Origin of the sequence: Kitasatospora sp. NPDC087315, assembly GCF_044744345.1 — a bacterium.
Classification (GTDB): Bacteria; Actinomycetota; Actinomycetes; order Streptomycetales; family Streptomycetaceae; genus Kitasatospora.
In genome coordinates this window covers 242,388-268,446 of the sequence record NZ_JBIUYD010000008.1, presented here as the reverse complement: position 1 = coordinate 268,446, position 26,059 = coordinate 242,388, and the positions used below count along the sequence as shown (strand labels likewise).

At 72.3% G+C, this 26,059-nt stretch carries 28 protein-coding genes and 1 pseudogene; 13 read left to right on the top strand and 16 right to left on the bottom strand.

From position 1 onward, the window contains the following. Positions 1–10: 10 nt before the first annotated feature. Both ACIO5D_RS14310 and ACIO5D_RS14305 read right to left on the bottom strand, forming a co-directional pair. Positions 11–235 (bottom strand): DUF397 domain-containing protein, encoded by a 225-nt coding sequence (locus tag ACIO5D_RS14310; RefSeq protein ID WP_400795262.1) that lies wholly within the window; start codon positions 233–235, stop codon positions 11–13. Between the two features lie 2 nt (positions 236–237). Next, entirely contained in the window at positions 238–1,095 is an 858-nt protein-coding gene (locus ACIO5D_RS14305) for a helix-turn-helix transcriptional regulator (RefSeq protein WP_363604679.1), read from the bottom strand. Positions 1,096–1,325: 230 nt separating this feature from the next. On the opposite strand from ACIO5D_RS14305, the gene ACIO5D_RS14300 reads away from it, so the two are divergent. The 9 genes from ACIO5D_RS14300 (at position 1,326) to ACIO5D_RS14260 (ending at position 6,375) form a co-directional block, all read left to right on the top strand. Continuing rightward, positions 1,326–1,757 (top strand): ATP-binding protein, encoded by a 432-nt coding sequence (locus tag ACIO5D_RS14300; RefSeq protein ID WP_400795260.1) that lies wholly within the window; start codon positions 1,326–1,328, stop codon positions 1,755–1,757. After that, positions 1,754–2,026 carry a hypothetical protein gene (locus tag ACIO5D_RS14295; protein ID WP_363604677.1) on the top strand — a complete coding sequence of 91 codons (273 nt, stop codon included), beginning with the start codon at positions 1,754–1,756 and terminating at the stop codon, positions 2,024–2,026. The genes ACIO5D_RS14300 and ACIO5D_RS14295 overlap by 4 nt, the downstream gene beginning before the upstream one ends. Before the next feature lie 170 nt (positions 2,027–2,196). Continuing rightward, on the top strand, positions 2,197–2,418 hold the full coding sequence (locus tag ACIO5D_RS14290) for a hypothetical protein (RefSeq protein WP_400795258.1): 222 nt from the start codon (positions 2,197–2,199) through the stop codon (positions 2,416–2,418). Next, a complete protein-coding gene (locus tag ACIO5D_RS14285; protein ID WP_400795256.1) occupies positions 2,402–2,920 on the top strand; it encodes a DUF6879 family protein in 519 nt (172 codons plus the stop codon). Before ACIO5D_RS14290 ends, ACIO5D_RS14285 begins: the two co-directional genes overlap by 17 nt. Next, complete coding sequence (locus ACIO5D_RS14280; RefSeq protein WP_400795254.1) at positions 2,907–3,764, top strand: helix-turn-helix domain-containing protein; 858 nt, start codon at positions 2,907–2,909, stop codon at positions 3,762–3,764. Before ACIO5D_RS14285 ends, ACIO5D_RS14280 begins: the two co-directional genes overlap by 14 nt. A gap of 69 nt (positions 3,765–3,833) precedes the next feature. Continuing rightward, positions 3,834–4,070, top strand: a complete 237-nt coding sequence (locus ACIO5D_RS14275; protein WP_400795252.1) for a hypothetical protein — start codon at positions 3,834–3,836, stop codon at positions 4,068–4,070. A gap of 92 nt (positions 4,071–4,162) precedes the next feature. Further along, entirely contained in the window at positions 4,163–4,405 is a 243-nt protein-coding gene (locus ACIO5D_RS14270) for a DUF397 domain-containing protein (protein WP_400795250.1), read from the top strand. Between the two features lie 76 nt (positions 4,406–4,481). Then, positions 4,482–4,901, top strand: a complete 420-nt coding sequence (locus tag ACIO5D_RS14265) for a hypothetical protein (RefSeq protein ID WP_400795248.1) — start codon at positions 4,482–4,484, stop codon at positions 4,899–4,901. A gap of 412 nt (positions 4,902–5,313) precedes the next feature. Continuing rightward, on the top strand, positions 5,314–6,375 hold the full coding sequence (locus ACIO5D_RS14260; protein ID WP_363604665.1) for a ferritin-like protein: 1,062 nt from the start codon (positions 5,314–5,316) through the stop codon (positions 6,373–6,375). 78 nt (positions 6,376–6,453) lie between these two features. On the opposite strand, the gene ACIO5D_RS14255 is transcribed toward ACIO5D_RS14260, so the two are convergent. After that, the gene (locus ACIO5D_RS14255; protein ID WP_400795246.1) at positions 6,454–7,620 is read right to left on the bottom strand and encodes a protein-L-isoaspartate O-methyltransferase; all 1,167 of its coding nucleotides are present in this window, start codon (positions 7,618–7,620) and stop codon (positions 6,454–6,456) included. A 415-nt stretch (positions 7,621–8,035) separates the two neighbouring features. Here ACIO5D_RS14255 and ACIO5D_RS14250 point away from each other — a divergent pair, with 415 nt between their 5' ends. Both ACIO5D_RS14250 and ACIO5D_RS14245 read left to right on the top strand, forming a co-directional pair. After that, positions 8,036–8,317 (top strand): hypothetical protein, encoded by a 282-nt coding sequence (locus tag ACIO5D_RS14250; RefSeq protein WP_400795244.1) that lies wholly within the window; start codon positions 8,036–8,038, stop codon positions 8,315–8,317. Beyond that, a complete protein-coding gene (locus ACIO5D_RS14245) occupies positions 8,314–8,562 on the top strand; it encodes a hypothetical protein (protein WP_400795242.1) in 249 nt (82 codons plus the stop codon). The genes ACIO5D_RS14250 and ACIO5D_RS14245 overlap by 4 nt, the downstream gene beginning before the upstream one ends. Before the next feature lie 122 nt (positions 8,563–8,684). Here ACIO5D_RS14245 and ACIO5D_RS14240 read toward each other — a convergent pair whose 3' ends face one another. From ACIO5D_RS14240 to ACIO5D_RS14220, 5 genes are all read right to left on the bottom strand, one after another. Then, a complete protein-coding gene (locus tag ACIO5D_RS14240; RefSeq protein WP_363604658.1) occupies positions 8,685–9,542 on the bottom strand; it encodes a sugar ABC transporter permease in 858 nt (285 codons plus the stop codon). Continuing rightward, a complete protein-coding gene (locus ACIO5D_RS14235; RefSeq protein ID WP_363604657.1) occupies positions 9,539–11,155 on the bottom strand; it encodes an ABC transporter permease subunit in 1,617 nt (538 codons plus the stop codon). Before ACIO5D_RS14235 ends, ACIO5D_RS14240 begins: the two co-directional genes overlap by 4 nt. Before the next feature lie 106 nt (positions 11,156–11,261). Further along, entirely contained in the window at positions 11,262–12,554 is a 1,293-nt protein-coding gene (locus tag ACIO5D_RS14230; RefSeq protein WP_363604655.1) for an extracellular solute-binding protein, read from the bottom strand. A 77-nt stretch (positions 12,555–12,631) separates the two neighbouring features. After that, the gene (locus ACIO5D_RS14225) at positions 12,632–13,972 is read right to left on the bottom strand and encodes an alpha/beta hydrolase-fold protein (RefSeq protein ID WP_400795240.1); all 1,341 of its coding nucleotides are present in this window, start codon (positions 13,970–13,972) and stop codon (positions 12,632–12,634) included. Further along, entirely contained in the window at positions 13,969–15,777 is a 1,809-nt protein-coding gene (locus ACIO5D_RS14220; protein ID WP_400795238.1) for a glycoside hydrolase family 13 protein, read from the bottom strand. Before ACIO5D_RS14220 ends, ACIO5D_RS14225 begins: the two co-directional genes overlap by 4 nt. 183 nt (positions 15,778–15,960) lie before the next feature. Between ACIO5D_RS14220 and ACIO5D_RS14215 the strand changes: the two genes are divergently transcribed. Continuing rightward, positions 15,961–16,974 carry a LacI family DNA-binding transcriptional regulator gene (locus tag ACIO5D_RS14215; protein WP_400655179.1) on the top strand — a complete coding sequence of 338 codons (1,014 nt, stop codon included), beginning with the start codon at positions 15,961–15,963 and terminating at the stop codon, positions 16,972–16,974. A gap of 60 nt (positions 16,975–17,034) precedes the next feature. Here ACIO5D_RS14215 and def read toward each other — a convergent pair whose 3' ends face one another. The 8 genes and pseudogenes from def to ACIO5D_RS14175 all read right to left on the bottom strand — a co-directional run bounded on the left by def (position 17,035) and on the right by ACIO5D_RS14175 (position 25,145). Beyond that, positions 17,035–17,676 (bottom strand): peptide deformylase, encoded by a 642-nt coding sequence (gene def / locus ACIO5D_RS14210; protein WP_400655177.1) that lies wholly within the window; start codon positions 17,674–17,676, stop codon positions 17,035–17,037. A gap of 65 nt (positions 17,677–17,741) precedes the next feature. Beyond that, the gene (locus ACIO5D_RS14205; protein ID WP_363604647.1) at positions 17,742–18,731 is read right to left on the bottom strand and encodes a hypothetical protein; all 990 of its coding nucleotides are present in this window, start codon (positions 18,729–18,731) and stop codon (positions 17,742–17,744) included. A 277-nt stretch (positions 18,732–19,008) separates the two neighbouring features. Next, positions 19,009–20,304: an HD-GYP domain-containing protein gene (locus ACIO5D_RS14200; protein ID WP_400795283.1), complete on the bottom strand. Its 1,296-nt coding sequence runs from the start codon at positions 20,302–20,304 to the stop codon at positions 19,009–19,011. A 125-nt stretch (positions 20,305–20,429) separates the two neighbouring features. Beyond that, positions 20,430–21,866 carry an HD-GYP domain-containing protein gene (locus ACIO5D_RS14195; protein ID WP_400655173.1) on the bottom strand — a complete coding sequence of 479 codons (1,437 nt, stop codon included), beginning with the start codon at positions 21,864–21,866 and terminating at the stop codon, positions 20,430–20,432. Positions 21,867–22,352: 486 nt separating this feature from the next. Then, positions 22,353–22,649: pseudogene (rsrA, locus tag ACIO5D_RS14190) on the bottom strand (mycothiol system anti-sigma-R factor); the annotation flags it as partial. Beyond that, positions 22,646–23,389, bottom strand: a complete 744-nt coding sequence (locus ACIO5D_RS14185) for a sigma-70 family RNA polymerase sigma factor (RefSeq protein WP_363604642.1) — start codon at positions 23,387–23,389, stop codon at positions 22,646–22,648. The pseudogene rsrA and the gene ACIO5D_RS14185, both read right to left, overlap by 4 nt. Positions 23,390–23,680: 291 nt before the next feature. Beyond that, the gene (locus tag ACIO5D_RS14180; protein ID WP_400757410.1) at positions 23,681–24,316 is read right to left on the bottom strand and encodes an alpha/beta family hydrolase; all 636 of its coding nucleotides are present in this window, start codon (positions 24,314–24,316) and stop codon (positions 23,681–23,683) included. Between the two features lie 76 nt (positions 24,317–24,392). Then, on the bottom strand, positions 24,393–25,145 hold the full coding sequence (locus ACIO5D_RS14175) for an SOS response-associated peptidase (RefSeq protein WP_363604639.1): 753 nt from the start codon (positions 25,143–25,145) through the stop codon (positions 24,393–24,395). A gap of 129 nt (positions 25,146–25,274) precedes the next feature. On the opposite strand from ACIO5D_RS14175, the gene ACIO5D_RS14170 reads away from it, so the two are divergent. Continuing rightward, positions 25,275–26,039 carry a M50 family metallopeptidase gene (locus tag ACIO5D_RS14170; protein ID WP_400795236.1) on the top strand — a complete coding sequence of 255 codons (765 nt, stop codon included), beginning with the start codon at positions 25,275–25,277 and terminating at the stop codon, positions 26,037–26,039. Positions 26,040–26,059 lie beyond the last annotated feature (20 nt).

Sequence of the window (26,059 nt, the reverse complement as noted above, 5' to 3'; positions counted from 1 at the left end):
CTCTGTTATGTCAGTTGGTCGGAAACTCCCCACCCTTGACCCCGGCGAGGAACGACGACCACGCCTCGGCCGCGAACAACAGCGCGGGCCCGTCCGGATCCTTGGAGTCACGTACGGGCACAGCGCCGATCAGACCACTGGCCACCTCGATGCAATCGCTCTGTGCGCCGGAGTAGGAGGACTTGCACCACTCAAGTCCGGCAGCGGAAACAGACGGCAGGAACATACTCACCATTTCTAGACCTTGTCCTTTGCACGCTCGATGAGTGCGACCGATTCGGTGCGCGGCAGCGACTCCGCCAGAGCACGGCGAAACAGGTTGGTGTACTTGAACACTTCCTCCGGCTCCTCGATGTAGAGCGTGCTGAGGAGGCTGTCGACGTACACCACATCCGTCTCTGTCGCCTCGGGGAAGCTCAGGATGGCAACAGGGCCGAAGAGTGCAGCGTGAACGTCAGATTCCTCCGGCAGGACCTGGACGTTGATGTTCGGCTGTTCGGCACTCGCCATCAGGAAGTCGAGTTGCTCCCGCATGACCGACCGGCCACCAATCCGATGCTTCAGCACGGATTCCGAGAGAACGACCCACATGCGAAGTGGCGCCTCCCGCGTCAGCACTGCCCGCCGTTCCTGACGAACCTTCGTGAGCCGCTCGACCTGCTCCGCGGTCGCATCCTCTATCTGGGCACGGACCACCGCACGCGTGTAGTCCTCCGTCTGCAGCAGTCCCGGCACCAGGAACGTCTGGATGCTGTACATGTCCGACGCGTCGGATTCCAGCGCGATGTAGTCGGCATAGAGCGGCGACAGCGTGTCCGAGTAGCGGTCCCACCATCCACGCAAACGACCTTCGCGCGACAGTGCCTCCAGCCTGCTGCGGGTCGCCGACTCCACCACCCCGTACAGGTCGAGCAGCAGCCGAAGATCCACCAACCGAATCCCTGACTGCGCGGCCTCGATTCGACTGATCTTGCTCTCGGCGCAGGCAAGCTGCCGAGCCGACTGGGCAATCGTCAGATCCGCTTCCGCCCGCAGCTCCTTGAGCGTTCGAGCCAGCCGTCGCTGCCGAACTGTCGGATTCCGGTTCACGGGCACCGTCGCGACCTCCCCACTTCTGTGATCTGCCAGTCTGCCCTCCCCTGCCACCCGACAACAATCTTTGACCGGTTCCAAAGTGGGGACTTGCACTTTGGAAGCCCCCAGGAGCATGCTACTCAACGTAGCTCACCATTCGACACAGCGTGATGATTGTGGGCTCATCACCCGGGCATCCCCATGCCTTCTTCAGTCGTCTTCACCCCTCACCCCTCAGAGGTGGCGCCGCCATGCCTGAAACCGTCTCCCCCGCCCCCACCGAACACGCCTGCTGGCTCCCCCGGCACCGAAAGTCCGCCGGCGCGGCCCGCCAGGAGCTGCACCACTTCCTCGCCCGCCACCAGGGCGTCGAATACCTGCTCTACACCGGCGAGTTGCTGCTTTCCGAGCTGGTCGCCAACGCCGTGCAGCACGCCCGTACGCCCCAGGGCCGCCTGATCCAGATCCGTTTCGAACTCTCCGAAAACCTCCTGCGCATCGAAGTCCACGACGCCGACAGCGAGAAGCCCGCGCTCCGAACCACCTCCACCTCCGACGAATCCGGCCGAGGGCTGTTCCTCGTCAAGGAGTTGGCCGCCCAGTGGGGCTGCTGCCCGCGTGCGGGCGGCATCGGCAAGTTCATCTGGTGCCACATCTCCGCCCCCGCCGAGGCCGCCGCGTGAACGCCGTGCGGGCCGAGATCACCGGCATCATGCTCCCGACCGTCTTCCCGAGCCTCGACCACGCGCTCCCCGTCCTCTGGGAGCACGTCCGAACGCGCCCGATCCGCGCGGCCCACCGCGACTTCATCCGCCTCTGCATCGGCCCCGGCGGCGGCGACGGTGTCGCCCGCTGCCTCACCCGCGGCGGCCTCTGGAGCATGACCCTCTGCATCGGCGAGCTCACCGACTGGACCGCCCACCCGATCACCATCACCACCCACCACCCCTGAACTCCCCCGCCCCCGCCCGGCGTTCACACCGGGCGGGGGCGGCCAAGGCCACGTGGGACGAGTCAGAGGCCGGCGAGTCTATGCAGGGACGCGAATAGCAGCGTGGCTGCGCTTGTCCCGTCGCGGCCACGGTCCGTAGCTTGTCATGCACCACCTACAGAGGGGGCGTTGTGGAACTGACCATGATCGCGGGCGGCCGATGCGGCACGTCCGAAAGTGGGGACGGCAGCGGCGACTGCGACAACGGGGACTGCCCGACGGTCTACGTGACCGACCGGGGCACGATCGCTGTTCAGGGGTACGACATCGACCATGCCACCCCGACAGGGGAGTCCGTGGTGGAGATCCCCGAGGCCGTGCTGAGGGAGGCCGTTCGTGTTCTTGGATGGTGAGGAGTGGCAGAGCTACTTCCGAAACTTCCAGCGATCCGCCTGGCGCCTCGAAGTGCAGCCCAAGTACACGATGCCCAGCGAAGCGGAAAGCCTGGCGCGTTTCCTTCATGGCGAACCGAAACCCGTTGACCACAATGCTGCTTGGCACGTCACCGTCAGGGATGCCTTGGCTTCGGGAAAGAGCTTCGGTCGCGTCCGAGTCGTCCGCGAACCTCTCACGGACTACATCCGCTACCAGTCCACATGGGGAATCCCCGGAAATATCGCAGCCGGGGAGGATATTCGCGTCCTCAACCTTACGGACCGCGATCTCGACCTCCCGGAACAAGACTTCTGGCTGTTCGATGACGAGACCGTGGTCCACCTGAACTACCGGGCCGACGGAACGCAGATCAACCGTGAGCTGATCGAGAACCCGGACCTTTCCACGTACCACCGGTGGCGCGATCTCGCTCTCGCGAAATCGGTCGACTTCGCAGAGTGGAACAGTGCTCGACCCTGAATATCAAGGACGGCAGCGAAAAGACCTTGCGGAGGCTTTGAGAGGCCTCCGCAAGGCTTCCGGCCTTTCCGGGGAGCGCCTGGCCAAGCGTTGCAACATGAGCCAGTCGAAGATCAGCCGGATAGAGACCGGAAAGACACTTCCCACTGTGGTCGACGTAGAACTGATCCTCTCGGCTTTCGATGGTGTTCCGCCGGAAGTGACGAGAGAGCTTCTCGACCTCGCCCGAGCGGCGAATGTCGACTACGTCGCCTGGCGTACATATGCCCGGCTCGGCCTGTATCACAAGCAGGCCGAGCTCAAGGCACTGGAAGCGTCTTCACGCCTGATGCGCCATTTTCTCCCTGCAATCCCAACAGGGCTTCTCCACGTACGCGAGTACGCCATGGAGACGCTGACGCCGCCCGTTGGGAGCAGCCCGGCGAGGGATGTGGCCAGGGTGGTCCAGGCTCGTATGGAACGGCAGTCCATCCTGGACGATCCAGAGCGCCGCTTCGTTTTTCTGATGACTGAACAGGCCATCAGATGGCAGCGGGCAAGCCGGCCGGTCATGGCAGCCCAGGCGCTACACATGGCAGCTATATCAGAGAAGCCCAATGTGGAGATTGCGATCATCCCACAAGGCGTTCCGGTTCGTGGCACACCCATGAACATCTTTGTGATCTATGACGATCGCCTGGTCACTATCGAACTGTTCTCCGGCGAGGTGGTCCTGCGCAATCCCCAGGACATCGATCACCACATAGAATTGTTCGAAATGTTTCTCAGCCGCGCCCTTACGGGTGCGGCTTCTTCGGAGTTTCTCCGGCAGCGCGCAGACGATTTTATGCGGGAGCTCGACTAAACGTGGATTGCGGCATCCAGTGGCCGTAGCGTGATTTCTCGACCAATCCGCGAGTCACGGGAGCCCTCCATGTCCGCTGCGGGGTTCGTACAGCCGGCCAATACAACGCACCGCCGTACACACGCGGAACTCATAGAGCGGATCGACAACAACCCGGTCCGGAAGGACCTGGCAACCGGGCGCCTGGTCGAGGTGGTCGGCGCCCAGGACGGCCGGGCCCTGGTCCGGCCGCTGTTCGAGCCGGACGCCAAGCCGCGTCAGGTGCCAGCCGACCTGCTCACCACCCGCATCAGCCTCTGGCGCTGACGGACCGGCTCTCCCCTCCTCATTCTTCCGCCCAAGTCCTGGGCGGGACGGGGCCGTTCCATGCCCCGAAGTGATACCGGAAGGTGCAGGCGATGACTGAGCGCAACCTGTACGAACTCGACCTCTCGCAGGTCGAGTTCAACCGTGCGCGCGGCGGCAACCAGGGCGGGGGTGACGACGGCGAGTCGTGCGTGACCCTCGGCGTCGTGCCGCAGGCCCCGGGTGTCTTCGCCCTGGGCGACAGCAAGCGTCCCGACCACCAGCCGCTGCTGTTCACCGTCGAGGAGCTGACCGAGGCCGGGATCGACCCGGCGCGGTTCGGTCTGTCCGTCTGAAGTCCCCTGACAGCCCCGGCCGCCCGCAGCCCCGTGCGGCCGGCCGGGGCACCAACGCCACCGAGGAGAAGCGCAGTTGCACTTCCACGGCTACGAATGGGCCGGCGACGGCCGACTCCTCGCCAAGGAGTCGGAGCGCCGACCGATCGAGAGCGGCGGGTTCCGGCTCTCGGAGCTACCGCCGATGATGACGGGCTGGTGGCTGCTGCGGCCGACCTCCCAGCTCCGGGGCACCTGGGAGACGCCGACCGATGCGGCCGACTGGCTCGCGCAACGGTACGGGGAGCACACACCGGGCGGTGATCCCTGGCTGCCGATCGAGGCACGGCGGCTCCGCGCGGTCGAACAACTGGCCAGGGCCGCTGACGTCGTGTGGTCCCGATGGATCTCCGACAGCCGCTGGACGGGCCACTACGCAATCGCCTGCCCCAACCGCACCTGGCCGAATATCCCCTGCCCCACCAAGCACGCCACCCGGCCGCCGGCCTCGGACTGACACAGTGCCCCGCCCCGCCCGGCGCCCACGCCGGGCGGGGCGGCCACATCCGCGCGTGGCCCCATGCACAGGAAGTCGGCCGGTCCGACTCCCTGCGCACATGCTCCCGTCGGCCCCAGTGGCCCGGACACCGCATCGATCGCCACCGCGACCGGGCGCGGCCCCTGCCCGTAGACCGCGGTCACCCCCGGCTCGCCGTACCGGTGCCAGGACGCGCTGTCCTCCCGGCTCCTCGAAACGCCGGCGACCACCCCACCCGGAGCAGCCTCGACCGGCTCGGGGGCCATCCCGAACCGCAACGGCCCGACCCCCACCATCCGGATGAACTCCCGGGCCACACCGGCAGCACACGCGTACGCACGATCCGCCCCCCGCTACGGTCCGGCGCACAGCCGAACGAAAGGGGTACGCCGTGACGACCGGAATCCTGGACTACCGGAGCGACGCGATCGTCCAGCTCATGAACATCCCGGAGGAGGACTGGACCGGGCAGGAGCTCAAGGACGCGCTCCAGCGGGCGATCATGCTGGAGTTGTCGACCATCCCGCCGTACGCCACCGCGCTCTGGTCGATCACCGATCCGGACAACAGCCAGCCGGTCCGCCACACCATCCGTGAGATCGTCTTCGACGAGATGTCGCACTTCGGCCTGGTCTGCAACATGCTCACCAGCATCGGCGGCACCGTCGTCCTCACCGACCCCGCCACGGTGCCGAAGTACCCGGGCGAGCTGCCGGGTGGCGTCAACCCCGGGCTGGAGGTCTTCCTCAGCGGGCTGACCCGCGAGTCGGCGGGCCTCTTCTCCGACATCGAGAAGCCCGAGAACCCGCTCGCCTTCGCCGCCGACGGCAATACGATCGGCGCCTTCTACCAGCGGATCGTCAATGTCTTCCCGAACTTCGCCCACCTCCTCACCGGGCAGCGGCAGGTGAGCTTCCCGCTCGGGTCGAGCCACGGCGCCGGCAACGACATCGTCCCGATGAACACCATCGACGACGTCCTGAAGGCGCTCGACATCATCCGGACCCAGGGCGAGGGCACCGACGCCTCCCCGGACAACCCCTTCCCCGGCGCCCCCGGCGAACTCGCCCACTACTACGCCTTCAAGGAGATCGCCGTCGGCAGGAAGCTGGTCCAGAACCCCACGACGAAGAAGTTCGAGTTCACCGGCCCCGACCTCCCACTGCCGGACGCCCACCCGGTCGCCCGCGTCCCCGCCGGCGGCTGGGCCAACGACCCCGGCAACAAGCCCGACCAGGCCACGGCCGACCTCCTGCACACCTTCGACCAGCAGTACAGCGACATGCTGCGCGCCCTCGAACAGGCCTGGGGCGTTGCCGGGTCGGACTCGCTCTTCCAGGCGATCGGGCTGATGGGCCAGTTGCGCGGCACCGCCCAGCAGATCAACGGCGTGAAGCTCCCCGCCGACCCCCGCTTCACCTACGGCCCGGAGTGGCTCTTCGTCTCCGCCTGACAGAACGCCGCCGCCCCGTACGGAACTCCCGTCCGGGGCGGCGGCGTCCGGCCGCTCAGCCCTTGACCGACCCGGCGGTCAGGCCCTGGGCGAGGCAGCGCCCCCGCCATCCACGATGGGCCACCGAGGGCCGTCCGGATCACGCAGCCACACCCACTGGCGCTCCGGCGTGACAGTGATCCCGTAGTCGTACGGCGTCGGCCGGCCGTGCGCCTCCCACTGTTCCCACGCGGTCAGAAGTTCGTCGCCGATGCGCCGCAGACCGCCCTGGTGCAGCACCGCACTGCCGTCGCCACACGCGGACAGGGCCGCCCACGATGCGTTGCCGTCGTGGATCCAGGCGTTGACGCCGTCCTCGTCCCGGCCAGTGATCACCACGGCGTCCGGAACGGCGACGCGCACCGCGAACCGCAGGTCCCAGTCACCGGCGAGCGGGGCGAGGGCGCGTTCGAGGATCCGCTCGGCGCCGGGATCGCCACTGCCTCGCACCTTCACATACCCGTCGTAACCGGCTGACGCCGGAACCCGGCCGCACCGGTCAGCCATGAACCGCCCGAGACCCTGCACCCAGCCGCTCGCACCGCGCCCGTCGGCGGCCACCGTGAGCGCCACGTGCCCGAGCCGTCCCCACGGGTAGACGATCCGACCGCCCGGCCTGACGGCCTCGATCCACTCGTACGGGACGGTCTCCACCGCGTAGGTCGCGTGGATCCGGTCGAACGGACCCCCGGGCGGCACATTGCTGGTGCCGTTGCCGACGAACACCTCGGCGTCGACCCCACCGGCGGCAAGCCGCTCGCGAGCAGGCACGACGAGGTCCTCGTCGATCTCCGTGGAGACGACCAGGCCGGGCCCGGCCCGCCACGCCGCGAGCGCGCAGCTCCAGCCCTGCCCCGTGCCGATGTCCCACACCGTGTGACCGGGCTCCAGCATCAGGCTGTCCAGCATGTCCGCCACCACGGCGGGCGCCGAGAGGCTGGAGGACGGAAGCCCGTCGGTGACCTGGGTGACCGCCGCCGCGTCCGGGCCGGCGTACAGCTCGTCCGCCCACGCCGCCGGATCGGTCTGCCGGTCGAGCGGCACATGGGCGTGGCCCTCCCAGCGCCACAACCGATCCGGCGCGAACGCGTCGCGGGGCAGCGCGGCCATGGCCTCGCGCAGCCACGGCGAGTCGGCCGGCCACGCCCCACGCTGCTCCATCACCGCGTCCATCCGGGTAAGACGGCCGGCCAGGTCGGCACTCACTTCTTGTGCTTCCCGCCGCCCGGCGGCGGAGGCGGCACCTGCCCGTCGGCATTGCCCGGCGGCGGGGTCCCCTGGCCCGGGTCCGGCGGCGGCTTCTCGTGGTCACCCATGCGTCGCTCCCTTCGGGTACGGAACACGTCCGGCCGGCCAACTCTGCCCGGCCCCGACGCTCGACGGCAGCCGCGCAGAGGATCACCCGGAGGTGGTGCGCCCACCCGAGGGGCGCGCCGGTGCGACCGCCCGCCCTCCGGAGTCGCGATTCGGAAGGACCTGGCGACCGGGCGCCTGGTCGAGTGGCACCGCCGGGCCGGCCCCGAACGCCACTCTGGACTCTTATGACGACTCCGGTACCGGCCGAACCGGCGAGGGAGGACACTGGTACCGGTCCCGCCCGCACGAGACTTCCGGAGGAACGGTGAGCGCAGCACCCCTGCACGGCCGCCACGACGACCAGCAGCCCGTCCCGCGGACCCAGGACGCCGTCGCCGTCGCCCTCCCACCAGCACAGCGGATGGAGTTCTACCGGGAGATGGGCGAGGCCGACGACTCGACGATCGGCGGCGTCCTGCGGCGTTGGTGGCTGCGCGCCCAGCTCTACCGCGACCCGGAGGGCGACCGTATCCACGCCGCCATCCAGTCCGGCACCGCCCCCGGAACCCCGGCCTCCACAGTTCTGCGCCGTCTCGGGGCCCTGTGAGCGACCGCATCGAGAACCCGGACGAGGACGACCCGAGCACGTCGGCCGACGTCTTCTCCGCCGTCGTCGCTTTCCTCGTCGATCTGCGCGAGAACCCCTTCCCTCATCTGAGCATGCCGATTCCAGGGAGACCCGGCATGCACTCGGCGCCGCTACGCCGGGATCTCGGGCTGGTGGAGTACGCGGTGGACGAGGGCCAGGATCCGTCTCGTGTCTACGTGTCCCGGATCCTGCGCGCGGACTGATCAGCCCCGCCTTGGGAGGGCGGACCTGTCCTACAACTATGGGTCCGGCCAGTACGTGGTCGTGTGCCCCGGCCAGATGCCCGCCCCGTACGGATCTCCCGTCCGGGGCGGCGTCCGGCCGTTCAGCCCTTGACCGACCCGGCGGTCAGGCCCTGGGCGAGGTAGCGCTGGAGGAACTGGTAGACGACGATCACCGGCAGCGAGGTCACCAGCGCCCCGGCCGCGAACAGGCCGTAGTTCTGGTCCTGCTGGCCGGAGATGATCCCGTACAGGCCGACCGCGACCGTCTTGGAGTCGTTCGAGGTCAGGAAGATGTTCGCCAGGATGACGTCGTTGAGCGCGGCGGTCAGCGACAGGATCGAGATCACCACCAGCATCGGCGCGGCGAGCGGCAGGATCAGCCGGAAGAAGATCTGCGCGTGTCCGGCGCCGTCGACCTTGGCGGCCTCGTCGATCTCGCGCGGGATGGTGTCCAGGTAGCCCTTCATCAGCCAGGTGTTCACCCCCATCGCGCCGCCGAGGTAGACCAGCACCAGCCCCCACGGGGTGTCCAGGCCGATCGCCGGCACGATGTCGCCGATCTCGGCGAACAGCAGGTAGAGCGAGATCACCGCGAGGAACTGCGGGAACATCTGCACCAGGAAGACCGCCATCAGCCCGATCCGCCGGCCCCGGAAGCGGAACCGCGAGAAGCCGTACGCGGCGCACATCCCGAGGAAGACGTTCAGCACCGCGAAGCTGCCGCAGACCAGCGCCGTGTTGCCGAGCCAGCGGGCGAACGGGTACTGGTCGTTGGTGAACAGCGCGGTGAAGTTGGCGAGCGAGGCGTGCTCGGGCACCAGCGTGGACGACTGGAGCGTGCCGAGCGGGTTGAGCGCCGCCGAGAGCACGAACAGCAGCGGGAACAGCGCGAAGCAGACGGCGAGCACGGCGATCAGGTGCCGCCAGCCGAAGCGGCGCAGCCATCGGGTGGTGGTCATGCGTTCAGCTCCTCAAGGGCGCGGGTGCGGCGGAAGCCCACCAGGGTGATCAGACCGACCAGCAGGAAGATGACGATGGAGAGCGCGGCGGCGAAGCCGTACTGCGCGCCCTGCCCGCCGAAGGCCAGCCGGTAGGTGTAGCTGATCAGGATGTCGGTGGACCCGGCCGTGCCGCCCGCGCCGTCGAACGGCCCGCCGCCGGTGAGCAGTTGGATGGCGTTGAAGTTGTTGAAGTTGAAGGCGAACGAGGAGATCAGCACCGGCGCGGCGGCGACCAGCAGCAGTGGGAAGGTCACCGCCCGGAACGCCGTCCAGGGCCCGGCACCGTCGATCCGGGCGGACTCGTTGAGTTCGGCGGGCATCGCCTGCAGCACCCCCGTACAGATCAGCAGCATGTTGGGGAAGCCGAGCCAGAGGCTGGTGAGCAGGACCGCGAACCGGGCGTTCCACGGATCGCCCAGCCAGTCGATCCGGGTGTGCAGCACCTGGTTGAGCAGGCCGAAGTCCCGGTTGTACATGCTCTGCCAGATCAGGATGCCGATGAACGCGGGCATCGCGTACGGCAGCAGCAGCAGCGAGCGGTAGGCCCGCTGCCCGCGCAGCCGGGGGTGGTGCAGGGTGAGCGCCAGGCCGAGACCGAGGGCGAAGGACGCGCCGGTGGAGAGCAGGGCGAAGCCGAAGGTCCAGGCGAGCACGCCGAGGAACGGGCCGCGGATCGCGGGGCTGGTGAGCACGGCGGTGAAGTTGGCGAAGCCGACGGTGCGGTGCCAGCCGGTGGGCAGGGTCCGCCCGGAGCCGTCGGTGGCGGTGAACCAGCCGTCCCGGGGCTGGTAGACGGTGCCGTCGCGGGTGTCGGTGAGGGTGTCGGCCTGCCGGTCGTACACCAGGACGGGCCGGGCGGTGGTGGCCGTGGAGAGGCCCTGGCTGACGATGAAGCCGCCGTCCACCGGCACCCGGAGGTCCTTGAGCTCCCCGGCCCTGCCGTTGATCTGGCCGAAGGTCAGGACGGTCAGGCCGGGCGCGGCGGTCACCCGGCCGTCCGGCGCGGTCGTGGTCCCGGCCGGGGCGGGGGCGAGGCCGCGTGCGGTGCCGGCCGAGACCTGCCCGGTGGCCGGGTCGGTGAGCAGCAGCACCAGCGGGCCGCCGTCCGCGCCGGTGGCGACGGTGAGCGTGTACGCGGGGCTGTCCGGCACCGGTTCGGCGGAGTGGTCGACGAGGGTGCGGACCGCCTGGTCCTTGGTGAGCAGGTGCCCGTCGCCGTAGTCGGTGAAGGAGACGGCGACGATGTACAGCACCGGGTAGGCCACGAAGGCGAGGAACAGCGCGGTGGCCGGGAGCAGGTACTTGGCGGGCAGCCGGCGCGGCGACAGGTAGATCCAGAACGTCGCGCCGACGGCGGCGGCCAGCACGCCCAGCGCGGCCCAGTGCCCGGCGTCGTACAGCTTGGGCGCGGCGTACAGGGCGACGGCGGCGACACCGGCCAGCAGGGTGATCTTCACCAGCTGCGCGGTGGCGGCGCCGGCCCGGCGCGGGGGCCGGCCGGGCGGGCGGTCCGGGGCCCCGGCGGAGGGGTCGGCCGGGCGCCTGCTGTCCTGAAGGGTGGGGGAGGTCATGGGTGGTCCCTGGTCCGGAGGGCGCCCGGCGGTGGTGGCCCGTCCGGGTGTCGGTGTTCGGGCGGTCCCACGGGGCGGCCGGGCATGCCGACCCGTGGGACGGGCCCTACTTCGCGAGGGCCGCGCGGATGGCGTCGCCGGCCTGGCGCATGGTCTCGGCCGGGTCGGCACCGGCGACGATGCCGGCCTCGGCCTGGCCGAGCGGCCCCCAGATCGCGTTCATCGCGGGGATGGTCGGCAGCGGCTGGCCGCCGGCCCCGGCCGCCGCGAAGGAGCCGATGTCCGGGTCGGTGGCGGACACCTTCGCCAGCGCGGAGCTGAGCGCGGGCGGTTCCGGCGAGGCCTGGTAGAGCGCCAGCTGGCCCTCCTCGGAGCCGACCTCGCGGAGCAGGAACTCCTGGGCCAGCGGCTGGTTCCTGGCCTTGGCGGAGAGGTAGAAGCTCTGCACCCCGATGAACGGGCGGGCCGGGCCCTTGCCCGCCCAGCCGGGCACCGGCGAGATCGCGTACGGCAGACCGGCCTGCTTGACCTGTCCGAGCGCCCACGGCCCGGCCACCAGGAACGGGGTCTTCTTCCCGGTGAACAGCGAGATGGCGTTGGTGTCCACCGAGCGGTTGAGGAGCCCGGCGCCCTTCTCGCCGTACTGCCTGAACAGCTCGCCGGCCGCGATCGAGCCCGGCCCGCCGACGCCGAGGTCGGCGGTGTCGTAGCTGCCGTCCGCCTTGGTGCCGAACAGGTAGCCGCCGGCCGAGGTGAACAGCGGCTGGAGGGCGTACGCGTTGCCCTGCTGGCCGACCGGCAGGGCGAGCGGGACCTCCGCCGTACCGGCCTTGACGGCGGCCTGCGCGGCGCCGGCGAGGTCCTCGAAGGTGCCGGGTGCGGTGGGCGCCAGCTCGGTGTTGCGGAAGAGCACCAGGTTCTCGGTCGCGTACGGCAGCCCGTACTGCTGGCCGTTGTAGGCGACGGCGTCCAGCGCGGCCGGCTGGAACAGCGCCTTCTGCTGCCCGGTCAGCGGGACGGGCGCGACCACGCCGTTCTGCACCAGGTTGCCCAGCCAGTCGGAGGCGCCGACCACGAGGTCGGGGCCCTTGCCCGCGTTGGTGGCCGAGACGTACGCCTGCTGGGTGTTGACGGACTGCGGGACGACGGTGACCTTGACCCCGTGCTCCTTGCCGAACCGGTCGGCGAGCGGCTGCAGGGCGGCGGCCTGCTGGGTCTGCGCCCAGATCACCAGGTCGCCCTCGGCGCTCCCGATCGGCGGGGCGGTCATCGGGTCACCCGCCGCGGCCGTGGCCGGGCCGCTCGCGGACGGGGTGCCGGCGGGCGAGGTACCGCCGCAGGCCGTGGCGGTGGCCAGCAGGGCGAGGACGCCGAGCACGGCGTGTCTCCGGTAGCGCATGGTCCGAGACTCCTTCGTCCGGGAGGGGGCGGGGGTTGCGGGGGGCGGGGATTGCGGGGGCGGGCGGGCGCGGACGGTCAGATGCCGTCCGCGGGCCGGTTCCAGCGGTCGACGGTGATGTCGAGGCGGGTGTCGCGGTCCACCCGCAGCGGGTGCAGCACCCGCAGGCCTTCGGCGTCCACGGCGTCCAGGCCCCAGCCGCGCGAGACCCCGCCGTCGAAGCCGGTGCCGCGCGGGACGGCGATCCGCCCGCGGAACCGGCCGGGTCCGTCGGGCCGGCAGGGCACCGGGCCGTACATCACCGGCGCGTCCTCGGGGGTGCCGACCGGGACGGCGACGGTGACCTCCAGGACCGGCCGGGCCGGCAGCTCCGGCTCCACCCGGACCTCGGTCCTGGCGGTCAGCCCGTGGGCGCGGACGGTGAGCTCCGTCCGCCCGGCGGCGAGCGGGCGCAGCAGTCCGTGCGGCGAGACGGCCGCGACCTCGGGGCGCTCCACCCGGTAGCCGGCCTCCAGCGCGGTGTACCGCACCCCGTCGGCGCGGACGGCGACCGGGTTGACGGCGCTCCACGTCTCGCCGGGCGCGAGCGGGATCGACGGCTCGGCGGTGAGCGAGACGACCGGCGAGGGGCCGCCGAACAGGTGCAGCAGCGCGTGCCGGGCGCGCGGGCGCCACGCGTTCTCGTGGTGCGGCGCGACCGGGTCCTCGTAGTAGAGGAGGTCCGTGCCGGAGGTGTAGCCGGCCTCGTCGATCAGCTGGACGGCCAGGTCCCGGGCGGGCCGGGCCATGATCAGGCCCTCCCGCCCGCCGATGTCCAGCCAGAGCCGGCGCGGCCCGCGGCGGCGGTAGCTCTCGTAGACCACCCGCTCGCCGAGGTCGGCCGGGTCGACGTGGGTGAGGAACGGCGAGAGGACGGCGGCCAGGCCGAAGACCTCCGGGCGGCGGAACGCGATGTGGTAGCTGACCAGGCCGCCCATCGAGGAGCCCATCAGCGCGGTGTGCCCGGGGCCGGTCCTGGTCCGGTAGCGGGCGTCGACGAACGGCTTGACCTCGTCGGTCAGGAACGCCTCGTAGCGGTGGCCCTTGAGCGGGGTGCCGGGGGTGCGCCAGTACTCGGCCACGTGCGAGTACTCGGTGCCGCGCTCGGCGCCGGCGTTGGGCACGCCGACCGCGATCAGCTCGGGGATCAGCCCCTCCGCGTACAGCTGCTCCAGTGTCCGGTCGACCGCCCAGGTGGGCTGCTGTCCCTGGTCGAAGACCTGCTGGCCGTCGTGCAGGTAGAGCACGGGGTAGTCGGCGGCCGGGTCGTCGTCGTAGCCGGGCGGCAGGTGGACCAGCAGGTCCCGTTCGTTGCCGAGGAGTTCGGAGCGGAAGCCGGGGATGCGCTCGATCCGGCCGCGGCGCGGGGTCGTGGTCACCGGGCCACCGACCAGACGTGCACGGCCGGGCCCTCGCAGGGCAGGTCGCGGCCGGGGACGAGCTGGGGCCCGCCGAGCAGGTGGGTGGCGTGCCACTCGCCGGCCACCGGCGGGTGGTCGGCCCGGCTGATCTGCACCAGGATCCGCTCCCGCTCGTCCTCCCGCTCGAACAGCAGGACGTCGCGCTCGGCGAGCAGCCAGCGCAGCCCGCCGCCGCTGAGCGCGCTGTGGCTGCGGCGCAGCCGGATCAGCTCGCGGTAGGTGCGGTAGGTGTGCTGGTCCCAGGCGGACTCGTCCCAGGGGAACGGCTTGCGCCCCTCCTCCAGGCCCTCGCCCTCGACGCCCACCTCGTCGCCGGAGAACACCATCGGGGTGCCGGGCAGGGTGAACAGCAGCGCCGCGCCGAGCAGTTGGCGCTCCGGTCCGGCGAAGGTGCGGAACCGGGCGGTGTCGTGGGAGTCCAGCAGGGTGAGGTTGTGCGCGCGGCTGCGCCAGGGCAGCGCGGCGCCGAACGCCGTCATGGTGGCGCGCAGTTGGGCGCCGGTGTAGTCGGGGATCGGCCCGGGCACCGCCCAGAAGTCCTTCTGGTCGTGCCGTTCGGCGAGCCAGCTCCAGACCGGCCGGGTGAAGCCGGCGTAGCTCATGGTGCCCTGCCAGCCGTCGCCCTTGAGGGCGAGCGAGGCGTCGTGCTGGTGCTCGGCGAGCAGCACCGCGTCGGGGTTGGCGGCCCGGACGGTGGCGGCGGTGGTGGTGGCGACCAGCTGGTTGAGCTCGACCTCGCCGCGCCGGCCGGCCATCTGCGCCACGTCGACCCGCCAGCCGTCCAGGTGGAAGGGCGCCCTGAGGTACTTGGCGATCACCGAGTCGGGGCCTTCGTAGAGCCGGCGGCGCAGTTCGGCCGAGCGGTGGTCGAAGGTCGGCAGGGTGTGGACGCCCAGGAAGGTGGCGTAGTCGTCCGGGCCGCCCTCGCCGAAGAAGTAGAACCCGGCCTCGGGGCTCTCCGGGTCGGCCTGCGCGGCGCGGAACCACTCGTGCTCGTTGCCGGAGTGGTTGAGGGTGATGTCGCCGATCACCTTGATGCCGCGCCGGTGCGCCTCGGTGATGAGCGCGACGAGCGCCTCGTCGCCGCCGAGCGCGGGGTCGACCCGGTCGAAGGAGACGGCGTCGTAGCGGTGGTTGGAGCGGCCCTCGAAGAACGGGGTGAGGTAGATGACGGTGGCGCCGAGGCGCTGGATGTGGTCGATCTTCCGGGCGACGCCCCACAGGTCGCCGCCGTACATCTGCTGGAGGGCGGCGGCGTCGCCGGTGTGCAGCGGGGTGTCCCAGTCGGCCGGGCGGGCCCAGGCGGCGAGCGGGGCGTCGCCGGCGCGGGCGTAGCGGTCGGGGAAGATCTGGTAGACCACCGCGTCGGCGGTCCAGGCGGGCGGGGCGGGGTGGGTGGTGAGGCGGAAGTCGCTCGCGTCGGGCAGGTCGTGGTCGTGCAGGCCCGCGGCGGTGAGCCAGCGCCCGCCGGTCGGGGTGTGCAGCCAGAACCGGTAGTTCATCTCCGGGTTGACCATCGTCAGGGTGGCCCGCCACCACGTCCCGTCGGCGTCGGTGCGGTCGACCGCGGCCGCCTCGAAGTGCGGCTCGCCGTCCGGGACGGAGCGCAGGAAGACCCGTTCGACCTGGTCGCCGGCGGGCACCCGGACCAGCAGGTCGACCTTCTGCCCGAGCTGCGGGGCGAGGTCTCCGACATACCGCGCGGAGCCGTCGTGGTGCGGCTGGTGGCGGGCGGCGAGGCGGTGACTGCTGGCCGTGTCCATGGAGCTCCTCGGGACGGGTGGACAGGTTAACGGATGCCGGCATTCCGTTTACCGGGGCCGACGAGGGAACCGTAACGGCGATGAAACTGTTGCGCAATACGTTGCTAAGATTGTTTCAACGACCTCGCGGGCCTGCCTGCCGGGGATTTGTAAGATGCAGGCTCGACCAGTCGGGAGGACCAATTGAGCGGCCCGTCACTGCGGGACATCGCCGCCCGGGCGGGCGTCAGCGCCGCCTCGGTGAGCAGGGTGATCAACGACCGGCCGGGCGTCTCGGACGACACCAAGGTCAAGGTCGCCGAGGCCATGCGCGAACTCGGCTGGCAGCCCGACCAGGGCTACGACCCGCACCAGGGCGCGCTGATCGGCATCGTCGTGCCCGAACTCGACAACCCGGTCTTCCCGCTGCTCGCCTCCGCGATCGAGGTGCAGCTCGCCAAGCACGGCCTGACCGCCGTGGTCGGCACCTCCACCCGCCAGGGCACCGCCGAGCTGGGCTACATCGACGTCCTGCTCCGCAAGGGCGTCTCCGGCCTGGTCCTGGTCTCCGGCCGGCACGCCAACCCGCACGCCGACCACGGCTTCTACCGGCTGCTGCACGAGCGCGGCATCCCGATGGTGCTGGTCAGCGGCAAGGTCGAGGGGCTGGCCGTCCCCACGGTCGCCACCGACGAGGCGCTCGCCGCCCGGGCCGCCGTCGCCCACCTGCGGGAACTCGGCCACCGGCGGATCGGGCTGGCGGGCGGCCAGGGCTATCTGCGCCCCTCCATCAACCGGCTGGACGGCTACCGGCGCGCGATGCGCGAACTGCTCGGCGAGGACGCCCCCGCCGACTGGTACGCCGAGTCGTCCTACTCCATCGCCGGCGGCGCCGCCGCCGCCCGCCAGCTGCTCGACGCGGGCGTCACCGCGGTCGTCGCGGGCAGCGACCTGATGGCCCTCGGCGTCGTCCAGGCCGCCCGCGAGGCCGGCCGCACGGTACCCGGCGACCTCTCCGTGGTCGGCTACGACGACTGCTACCTCGCCGCCCACAGCAATCCGCCGCTGACCACGGTGCGCCAGCCGATCGAGGAGATGGGCGCCGCCGTCGCCGAAGCCCTCTGGCGCCAGCTGGAGGGGCACGGCGGCCGCGCCCGGGACTACCTGTTCACGCCGGTCCTGGTCGCCCGCGAGTCCACCGGCCGGCTGCGCGACTGACGGTGCGCCGAAGGGCCGGGACACCCGTCCCGGCCCTTCGGCGCACGCGGTACCGGACCGTCAGCCGTTCGCCACCGTGGCGTACCGGGGCGTGCCCTCGGCCATCTGCCGCAGCGCGTCCTTGCGGTCCCGCTTCGACAGCTTGTCGATGTAGAGGAAGCCGTACAGGTGATCGGTCTCGTGCTGCAGGCAGCGGGCGAAGAAACCGGTGCCCTCGACCCGGATCGGGTTGCCGTCCTTGTCCTGGCCGGTCACCACCGCGTAGTCCGGACGGGGCAGCTCGGCGTACGCGGTGGGCACCGAGAGGCAGCCCTCGTTGCCGTCGTCCAGCACCCGCTTGCGACCGGCCGGCAGCTCCTCCAGCACCGGGTTGATGACATGGCCGACGTGGCGCACGCCCTCGTCGTCCGGGCAGTCGTAGACGAAGACCTTGAGGTCCACGCCGATCTGGTTCGCGGCCAGGCCCACACCCTCGGCCGCGTACATCGACTGGAACATGTCGTCGATCAGCGCGGACACCTCGCCGTCGAAGGCGGTGACGTCCTTCACCTCACGGTGCAGGACGGGGTTGCCGTAGACGGTGATCGGGCGCGCGGTGCCCTTCGAGAGGTCCGGCTCCTCGCCGACCACCTTCACCGGCTGGGCCTCGCCCTGCGCGGGCTCGTGGTCGTGGTCGTGCTGGTGGTCGTGCTGCTCCGCCATCGCTGCTTTTCCGCTTCCGCTTCCGTGGACTGCCTGGGTCTACCGGTCAAGGGTAAGCGGCCCGATCAACAGACTTCTTCGAGATCCCGATATGCGCGGGTGGCCGGCGCGGCCGCCACCCAGCGGTCCAGCAGGGTGCGCACCAGTCCGGCCGGGGCCGCGATCCCGCACTCGCGTTCGACCAGCCACGACATCCCGCCGGCGCCCTGGCTGAGGTGGCTCAGATGGCCGGGGTGCGCGGCGTCGCCGTCGTCGTGCGGGTCGTGGTGCGCGGTGTGCCCGTCGTCCGAGGCCATCCGGCTCTCCGAACAGGCCCGGCAGAGCAGCCGTACCGAGGACGTCCAGTCCTCCGCCGCGTAGCCCGCCTCGGCCACCATCCGCTCCAGCGCGTCCCGGTCCACCGCCGCGGCGGCCTGCAGCAGCACCACGTACGTCGGCACCGGGGACGGCGCCCACAGCTCGATCTCGTCGAACACCGGGTACGCGACCCCGTCGGTGACCCGCTCGCCGTGCGGGGCGCCGTCGTGCAGCACCACCTCGCCCCAGCGGCGGCCGGAGGACGGCAGCGGGATGGACAGCACCTCGATCCGGGCCGGGTCCAGCCGGCGGCCCCAGACCACCTCGGACTCGCCGTCCGGCGAGAGCCGCACCGGCGTGGTGCCGAGGTCCAGGCTGACCGGCCCGTCCGGCTGGGTGCCCGGCCCCCCGGGCAGCCGCAGGCCGTACGCCTGCCAGGCCCGGCGGGCCAGCGGCCAGTCCTGCAGGGCGGTGGCCGTGATGCCCAGGTTCCACCAGTCGGGGGCGCCCTGCTCGCGGTCGAGCAGCGCGACGGCCCGCAGACCGGCCGCCCTGGCCTGCTCCCAGTCCCGGCGGAACTTGTGCAGCAGCGCCAGGTTGAACCAGGAGTCGGAGAGCCACGGCTCCAGGTCGGCGGCCATCACCAGCAGGGCGCCGGCGTCCTCGAAACGGCCGTCGCCGATCAGCGTGAAAGCCCGATCGGTCGTCTGCCGCCAGGTGGCGGACGGCCGGTGCCGTGCCCGGTGGAAGATCCTCACGTTCGTCCCTGCCGTCGTCGTCCGCTCAAGTCCCGTACCGGCGCTCCCGTGTCCGCTCCCGCGGCGCGGGCCCGGTGCCCCGGGTCGGTGTTCCACGCTACGACCGCATCCAACCACGCCCGCCACCGCCCGCGCTCCCCACCGCCGGGGTTGCATCCGCTTCCTGCCCCGCCCCTACCCAGCCTGCCCGCCCCACCGCCCCGCCTCAACCCCGGCGGCCCCCGGCAGCCCCCGAAGTGCGCCCGCGGCACCCCGGTGCGCCCGGCGCTCCCGCCGGTCAGCGCCGGCCCCGGCCGCCCAGCCGCGCCAGCGCATCCACCACCCGCGCGTCGTAGACCCGGCCCCGGCCCAGCCGCAGCGCCTCCAGCGCCTCCAGCCGCCCCACCGCCTCCCCCGCCCCCCGGCCGCGGGCGGCCGTCAGCAGGTCGTCATGGGCGTTGGCCACCCGGATGATGCGAGCCGCCAGCGGCACCGGGCGCCCGGTGCCGTCCGGACCGTGGCAGGGATCGGCCAGCCGGGCGACCTGCTCGGCGACCTTGTGGGGCACCCCGGTCCGGCTGATCACCTCACTGCCCAGCCGGGCGATCCGCTGCTGCTCCGCGTCCGGCAGCAGCGCCGTCGCGCCGTCCGGCACCGGCTCGACCAGCGACAGCTGCCCGATGTCGTGCATCAGCGCCGCGTACTCCAGCAGGGCGAGCTCGCGGGTGGAGAGACCCAGCTCGCGTCCGAGCGCGCACGCCGTGTCCGCGACCCGGCGCGCGTGGCCGGGCGGGGTGTAGCCGGCCACCTCGGTGGCCTTGGCCAGGCTGGCGATGGCCTGCCCGGTGGTGGCCCGGATTCCGGCGGCCCGCCGGAACGAGACCTGCGCCAGCAGCAGCGGCGCGCAGAACAGCGGCAGCGCCCAGAGCCCCACCTCGCCGGCCGCGAGGCTGACCAGCATGCCGGTGGCCACGATCGCCGAGCCGATCCCGAACAGCGACCGCAGCTCGTCCTCCAGCACCGCCGGGAACCGCAGCCCGCTCCTGGCCCGGCGCAGCAGCGCCGCGAGGGTGGCGTCGCAGAGCGCGGCCAGGGCGGCGACGGCGGTCAGGAACGCCCCGTACGCCGGCCCCTCCGCCGAGAACCGGTCCACCAGGCCGCTGGTGTAGAGCGGCTGGAAGACGGCGGCCGCGAAGCCGACCCCGAGCAGCCGCCGGGCGGCACCGTCCCGCCGGGCCGGATCGGCCCAGGGCGGGCGCCGGCGCGGTCCGGCGCCGCGGGGCAGCAGGACGGGCGCCGGCAGGGCGAGCAGCACGGCGACCAGCAGGCCCGCCCCGGTCACCGCGACCACCTGGAGCCCGCCGTGCGCGGTCGGCAGGCCGCGCAACGGCCCGAGCAGGGCGTACGCGAGGGCGCCGGCCGCCCCGATCGGGGCCTGTTCCCGGTCGCCCGGAAGGGTGATCCGGACGCACTCGCCGACCGCGATCAGCGCGACGAAGGCCAGGGCCACGCCGGGGTCGGCCACCCCGCGCACCGCGACCGCGCCGAGCGCCACGGCCAGCAGCGCGGCCGCCCCGGCGTGCACCGCGGCCACCTCGCGCGGGAAGGTGCCCGTCCCACCCGCGCACCGGTCGCCGGCACCGTCCCCGGCCGCGCCACCTCCCGCCGCACCGCCTCCCACGGCCCCGCCTCCGCCGGCCCCGCGTCCGGCCGGCGCGCTCACGGCTGCCCGGCCGTCGGCACGGTGCCGCCCTGGGCGGGCAGCCCACCCGGGGCGGGCAGGACCGGCGCGGGCCGGACCGGTTCGGGGACGCCCAGCGGGATGTCCGGCACCGCGCGGATGCAGTCCCCGGGCGGCGGCAGCACCGGCTGCCAGTCGTGCACGGCGAGCGCGTCGATCAGCGCCCGGACCATCACCGGGTCGAACTGGCTGCCCGCGCAGCGCTCCAGCTCGGCGACGGCCTCGGCGACCGGCCGCCCGCGCCGGTAGGACCGGGTGGAGGTCATCGAGTCGAAGGCGTCCGCGACCGAGATGATCCGCGCGAACTCGGGGATCCGCTCGCCCGCCAGCCCGCTCGGATAGCCCCGGCCGTCCATCCGCTCGTGGTGGTGCAGGATCCCGTCGTGCGCCTCGCCCAGGAAGGCGATACCGCGCACCAGCTCGTACCCGTGCACCGGGTGGATCTCCACGGCCCGCCGCTCTGCCTCGCTGAGGGGACCGTTTCTTCGCAGCAGCTCGGTGGCGACGCCGAGCTTGCCGACGTCGTGCAGGATGCCCGCGAACCGCAGGGTGCGCAGCCGGTCGGCCTCCATCCCGAGCTGACGGGCGATCAGCACAGAGGCCCGGCCGACCCGTTCGCTGTGCCCCCGGGTGTAGGAGTCCTTGATCTCGACGGCCTGCACCAGGGCCTGGACGGTGGCCTGGTGGGCGGCCCGCTCACGGTGGCCCTGGGCGAACACCCAGGCCGAGATGGAGAGCGGGAGCAGCGCCAGCAGCGCCGCGAAGGCACCGTACGGGCCCTGCCAGAGCACCGCGACCATCAGCCCGCCGGCCGCGTGCACCAGCACCGGCAGCCCCGCCGCGGCGGCCGAGCGGCGCAGCAGCACGATCGGTCGGCGGCCCTCGGCCAGCACCAGCATGCCGCCCACCAGCACCCCGTTGACCAGGCAGAACGCGGTGACGGCGGCGAGCCCGGGCAGCAGCGCGGCCGGGAAGCGGGAGCCGAGCAGCAGTTGCGGCCCGGCCAGCAGATGAAAGGCCACCGAGGCGGCGAACGCGGAGAGGGCGAGCTGCGCGCCGTTCCACACCTGCCGCGGCCGGCCGTGCGCCTCGGTGGGGCCGAACAGCCCGGCCGGCACCGCGACCAGGGCGGCGGCGGACGGCGGCAGCATCAGCGCCCCGGCGAACAGCACCGGGAAGAACGCGTTCGCGCACGGCCGGGCCGGCGCCCGGTCGGGCACCGGCGGCCGGCGCAGCAGGGTGCGGACCAGCCGCAGGCAGGGGGTGGGCAGCCCCTGGGCCAGCGACTCCCAGCACCCGTGCAGGCAGGCGAGCAGGCCGACCTTGGGCCAGTCCACCGACGCGCCGAGCCAGCGCGGCAGCCCGAGCGGGCCCGACGCGGGCAGCAGCGGCAGCAGGCAGCAGACGGCCGCCACCGGGACGGCCAGGAGGTAGCGCGTCGCGCCTGTCGGCAGGACCGCGTCTCCATTGTCGATAGCGATCTGGACCTCCCCGCCGTCCCGGCACGCTCCGCACTCAGCGCGCCGGACGGACCGGCGGTGAGCGTCCGTCAGGAGGATAGGCCGCCACCCCCGCACGGGGACGCGCGATCGCGGAACGGCGCAGCTGGCGCACCGTCAACTCACTCGAACGAGTGAGGGTGCACGCCCCACAGACAGCGCGGCCCCGGGAGCTGCACGCTCCCGGGGCCGCCCGGTCGTTCATCCTGTCGAACTCGCGCGCCCTGACCGGCGCGTGACGCCCCCGCGGCCCGCCGGACCGGCGGGCGGCGCTCACTCCGCCGGGGCACCCGCCTCGACCGGAGCGCCCGGCCGGACCGCCGCCTCCGCGGTGACCTCCCGGGCCTCCCGGGCCTCCCTGACCTGACGGCCCTGCTGAGCCGCCTCGGCGTGGCCCTCGACCGCGGCATCGACGGCGACCACCACCGCCTCGCCCGAGCGCTGCCCGGCCCGGATCGAGTCGATCCTGGCCAGGACCTTCCCGCGCAGGTCGGCCGGGGTGTCGTCACACCCGCAGCAGCGCTTGATCAACGCCTTGATGGCCTGCTCCAGACCGTACTTCTCCAGGCATGGCGAGCACTCTTCGAAGTGCACCCGCAACTTGTCGTAGTCGCCCTCGGCCATCTCGTTGTCGAGGAATTCATAGAGGTGGTCGAGGACCTCGCCACACTCGGTGTCGTGCGGATCGCCGCAGCTCATGAGCCCGAGCCCTTCGCTTCCTGCCCTGCCCCGCTACCGGCCGGGACCAGCCCGCGCTCACGGGCGTAATCCTCCAGCATGCCGCGCAGCTGACGGCGGCCGCGGTGCAGCCGGGACATCACCGTACCGATAGGAGTACCCATGATGTCCGCGATCTCCTTGTACGCAAAGCCCTCTACATCCGCGAGATACACGGCGATACGGAATTCCTCCGGGATGGCCTGGAGGGCGTCCTTCACATCGCTGTCCGGGAGGTGGTCGAGCGCCTGGGTCTCGGCGGACCGCAGACCGGTCGACATGTGCGACTCGGCCCGGGCCAGCTGCCAGTCCTCGATCTCCTCGGCCGCGGTGCGCTGGGGCTCCCGCTGCTTCTTGCGGTACGAGTTGATGAACGTGTTGGTGAGGATGCGGTACAGCCAGGCCTTGAGGTTCGTCCCCTCACGGAACTGGTGGAAGGACGCGTACGCCTTCGCGAACGCCTCCTGGAGCAGGTCCTCCGCGTCGGCCGGGTTGCGGGTCATCCGCAGCGCGGCCGAGTACATCGGATCCAGGTAGCCCAGGGCGTCGCGCTCGAAGCGCTCCCGCCGGGCCGCCTCGCTCTCCTCCGCCGACACCCTGAAGGTGTCCTCACCGATCGCCTCGGCCAGCTCCTCACCGGTGAGCGCCTCGCCCGTGGGCAGGCCCTCCTCCGGGCCCCGGCCCGGTTCGGCCTCGTGCTCGGTCCCGACGACCGGACCCACCTCCTCGGCATGGCGGGCACGACCCACGGCGGGCCGCCCCGAAATGGAGGATATCGGCCCGACGGGCTTCTCGCCCGCGACTAGCCAGTCCGACCACGTGGGGGCGAAGGCCGCTCCGGCCTCACGCTCCTCTGGCCGCTCGGGGCACGCGATCGAACCCATCTGTGCTGCCTTCCATCGGGACTCAAGCTGACGAGCTTGTCAACCATGCCGATGACGCCCGCATTCCCGCCCCGACGGCCCGTTCACTCGCACGGGTGAGCGGACGGAAAGGTCCCGCGTCCGGGCCGCTCAGAGCAGCCCGAGCACCCAGTCGCCGACGGCCCCGGTGATCAGCTCCAGCACCTCGTCCTGCCCCATCGGCGCCCGCTTCGGCACCTCGAAACCGTGGCCGCCGTACGGCACCGGCACCAGCGCGCACCCGGGCGGCGGCTCCGGGAACTCGGCCGGCCCGCCGAACGGATCGGCCACGCTCTGCACCACCAGCGTCGGCAGGCCGGCCCCCAGCAGCTCCTCCGCCCGGCTCTTCTCCGGCCTCCCCGGCGGATGCAGCGGGAACGCCAGCGCCACCACCCCGACCGCCCCGGTGGCCGCGCCCGTCCGGCAGGCCACCCGGGCCCCGGCGCTGCGCCCGCCGACCACCAGCGGCACGCCCTCCCCGGCCAGCAGCTCCGCGACCGGGGTCCAGCCCGCGTCCAGGGTCTTCGGCGCGGGTGCCACCCGCCTGCCCGCCACCCGCCACGGCTGTTCGACCAGCGCCACCGTGATCCCCAGCGGCGGCAGCGCCGCGGCCAGCGCCACCAGGTCCCGCGCCTCGATCCCGCCGCCGGCCCCGTGGCCGAGCGCGAGCACGGCCTTCGGCGCCGCCGCGCGGTGGTAGGTGATCCGGGCCTCCCCGGCCGGGGTGGGGACGAGTTCGGCGGTCATGGCGGCGGGGCTCCGGTTCGGCGGGTCAACGGATCGACGGGGAGGCGGTCAGCGGTCAGCGGTCAGCGGTCAGCGGTCAGAACAGCGTCGTCTCGTGCTCGACCTCGGTCCACGGCCGGGTCAGCTCCGGGCTGTTGTTCCGGATGCTGCCGACCGCCGGCGAGACCGGGGTGGCCAGCAGCGCACCGGGCGGCGGCGGTATCAGCAGCCGGCGCAGCTCGTCCGGGTCGCTCAGCCCCGGGTCCAGCCAGTCGTCGAACGACGCCCGGTCGAGGAAGAGCGGCATCCGCTCGTGGATCGGCGCGAGCAGTTCCTCGGCCTCGGTGGTGACGACGGTGAAGGTCACCAGCCAGGCCTCCGGGTGGTCGGCGGGCACCGTCCGGTTGCGCCAGAACTCGTACAGGCCGGCCAGCGCGAGCGGGCCGCCGTCCGCCCGGGAGACGAAGAAGGGCTTCTTGCGGGGCTTGCCGCGCTCGCCCGGTAGGGTCTGCCACTCGTAGTACCCGTCCACCGGCAGGATGCAGCGGCGGGAGGCGAAGGCCTGGCGGTAGGCCGGCTTCTCGTGCACCGTGTCCGACCGGGCGTTGATCATCTTCACCGCCGTCTCGGCCGACTTCGACCAGGCCGGCACCAGGCCCCAGCGCAGCACCCGCAGCTGCCGCACCGGCGCCGGCTCCCCCTTGGGCACCCGCTCCAGCACCGCGAAGGCGCGGTCCGTGGGCGCGACGTTCCAGCTGGGGGCGAGCGTCTCGGCCGGGTCCCACTGCTGGACGCCGAAGAGCTCGACGATGGACTCGGGCCTGCTGCTGGAGGCGAAGCGACCGCACATACCGTCAGCTTGCCATGTCCGTCACTCTCATCACTTCCTCATCCCCGAAGAGAACCGCCCGTTCCCGCCGGACCGTCCCCGCATGGGAGGCTGCCACCCCGGTACGGCCGAACGGAGGCGAGCGCGCACATGAGCGGACAGATCAACGGACAGATCAACGGACCGAGCGGCGGCCAGGGCACCGCGCAGACCGTCGGCGAGCTGTGGGGCCGCGTCACCGGCACCCAGGCCGCCCCGCCCTCCTGGCTCGTCCTGGCCACCGGCGCCGTCGCCCTGGTCGCCGTGCTGTACCGGCCGGTCTGGCGGTACAGCCGCAACGCCGTCACCATCGCCCACGAGGGCGGCCACGGCCTGGCCGCCGTCCTCACCCGCCGTCGGCTGGCCGGCATCCGGCTGCACTCCGACACCTCCGGCCTCACCCTCTCCTACGGCCGCCCGACCGGCCCCGGCATGGTGCTCACCCTCATCGCCGGCTACACCGCCCCCGCCCTGCTCGGCCTCGGCTGCGCCGCCCTGCTCGCGACCGACCGGATCACCGCGCTGCTCTGGCTGGCCGTCGCGCTGCTGCTCGCCCTGCTGATCCGGATCCGCAACGCCTTCGGCCTCTTCTCCGTCCTGCTCACCGGCGCCGCGTTCTTCCTGGTCTCCTGGTTCGGCAGCGCCGAGGTGCAGGCCGGCTTCGCCTACCTGGGCAGCTGGTTCCTGCTGGTCGGAGCCGTCCGGCCGGTGCTGGAGCTCCAGCACCAGCGCCGCGGCGGCCGGGCCGGCGGTTCGGACGCCGACCAGCTGGCCCGGCTCACCGGCATCCCCGGCCTCGCCTGGGTGGGGCTGTTCCTGGTCACCGCGCTGGCCTGCCTGGCCCTCGGCACGAGCTGGCTGCTGCGCCCGCTGTGAACCCCCCGGCCCCGACCGCC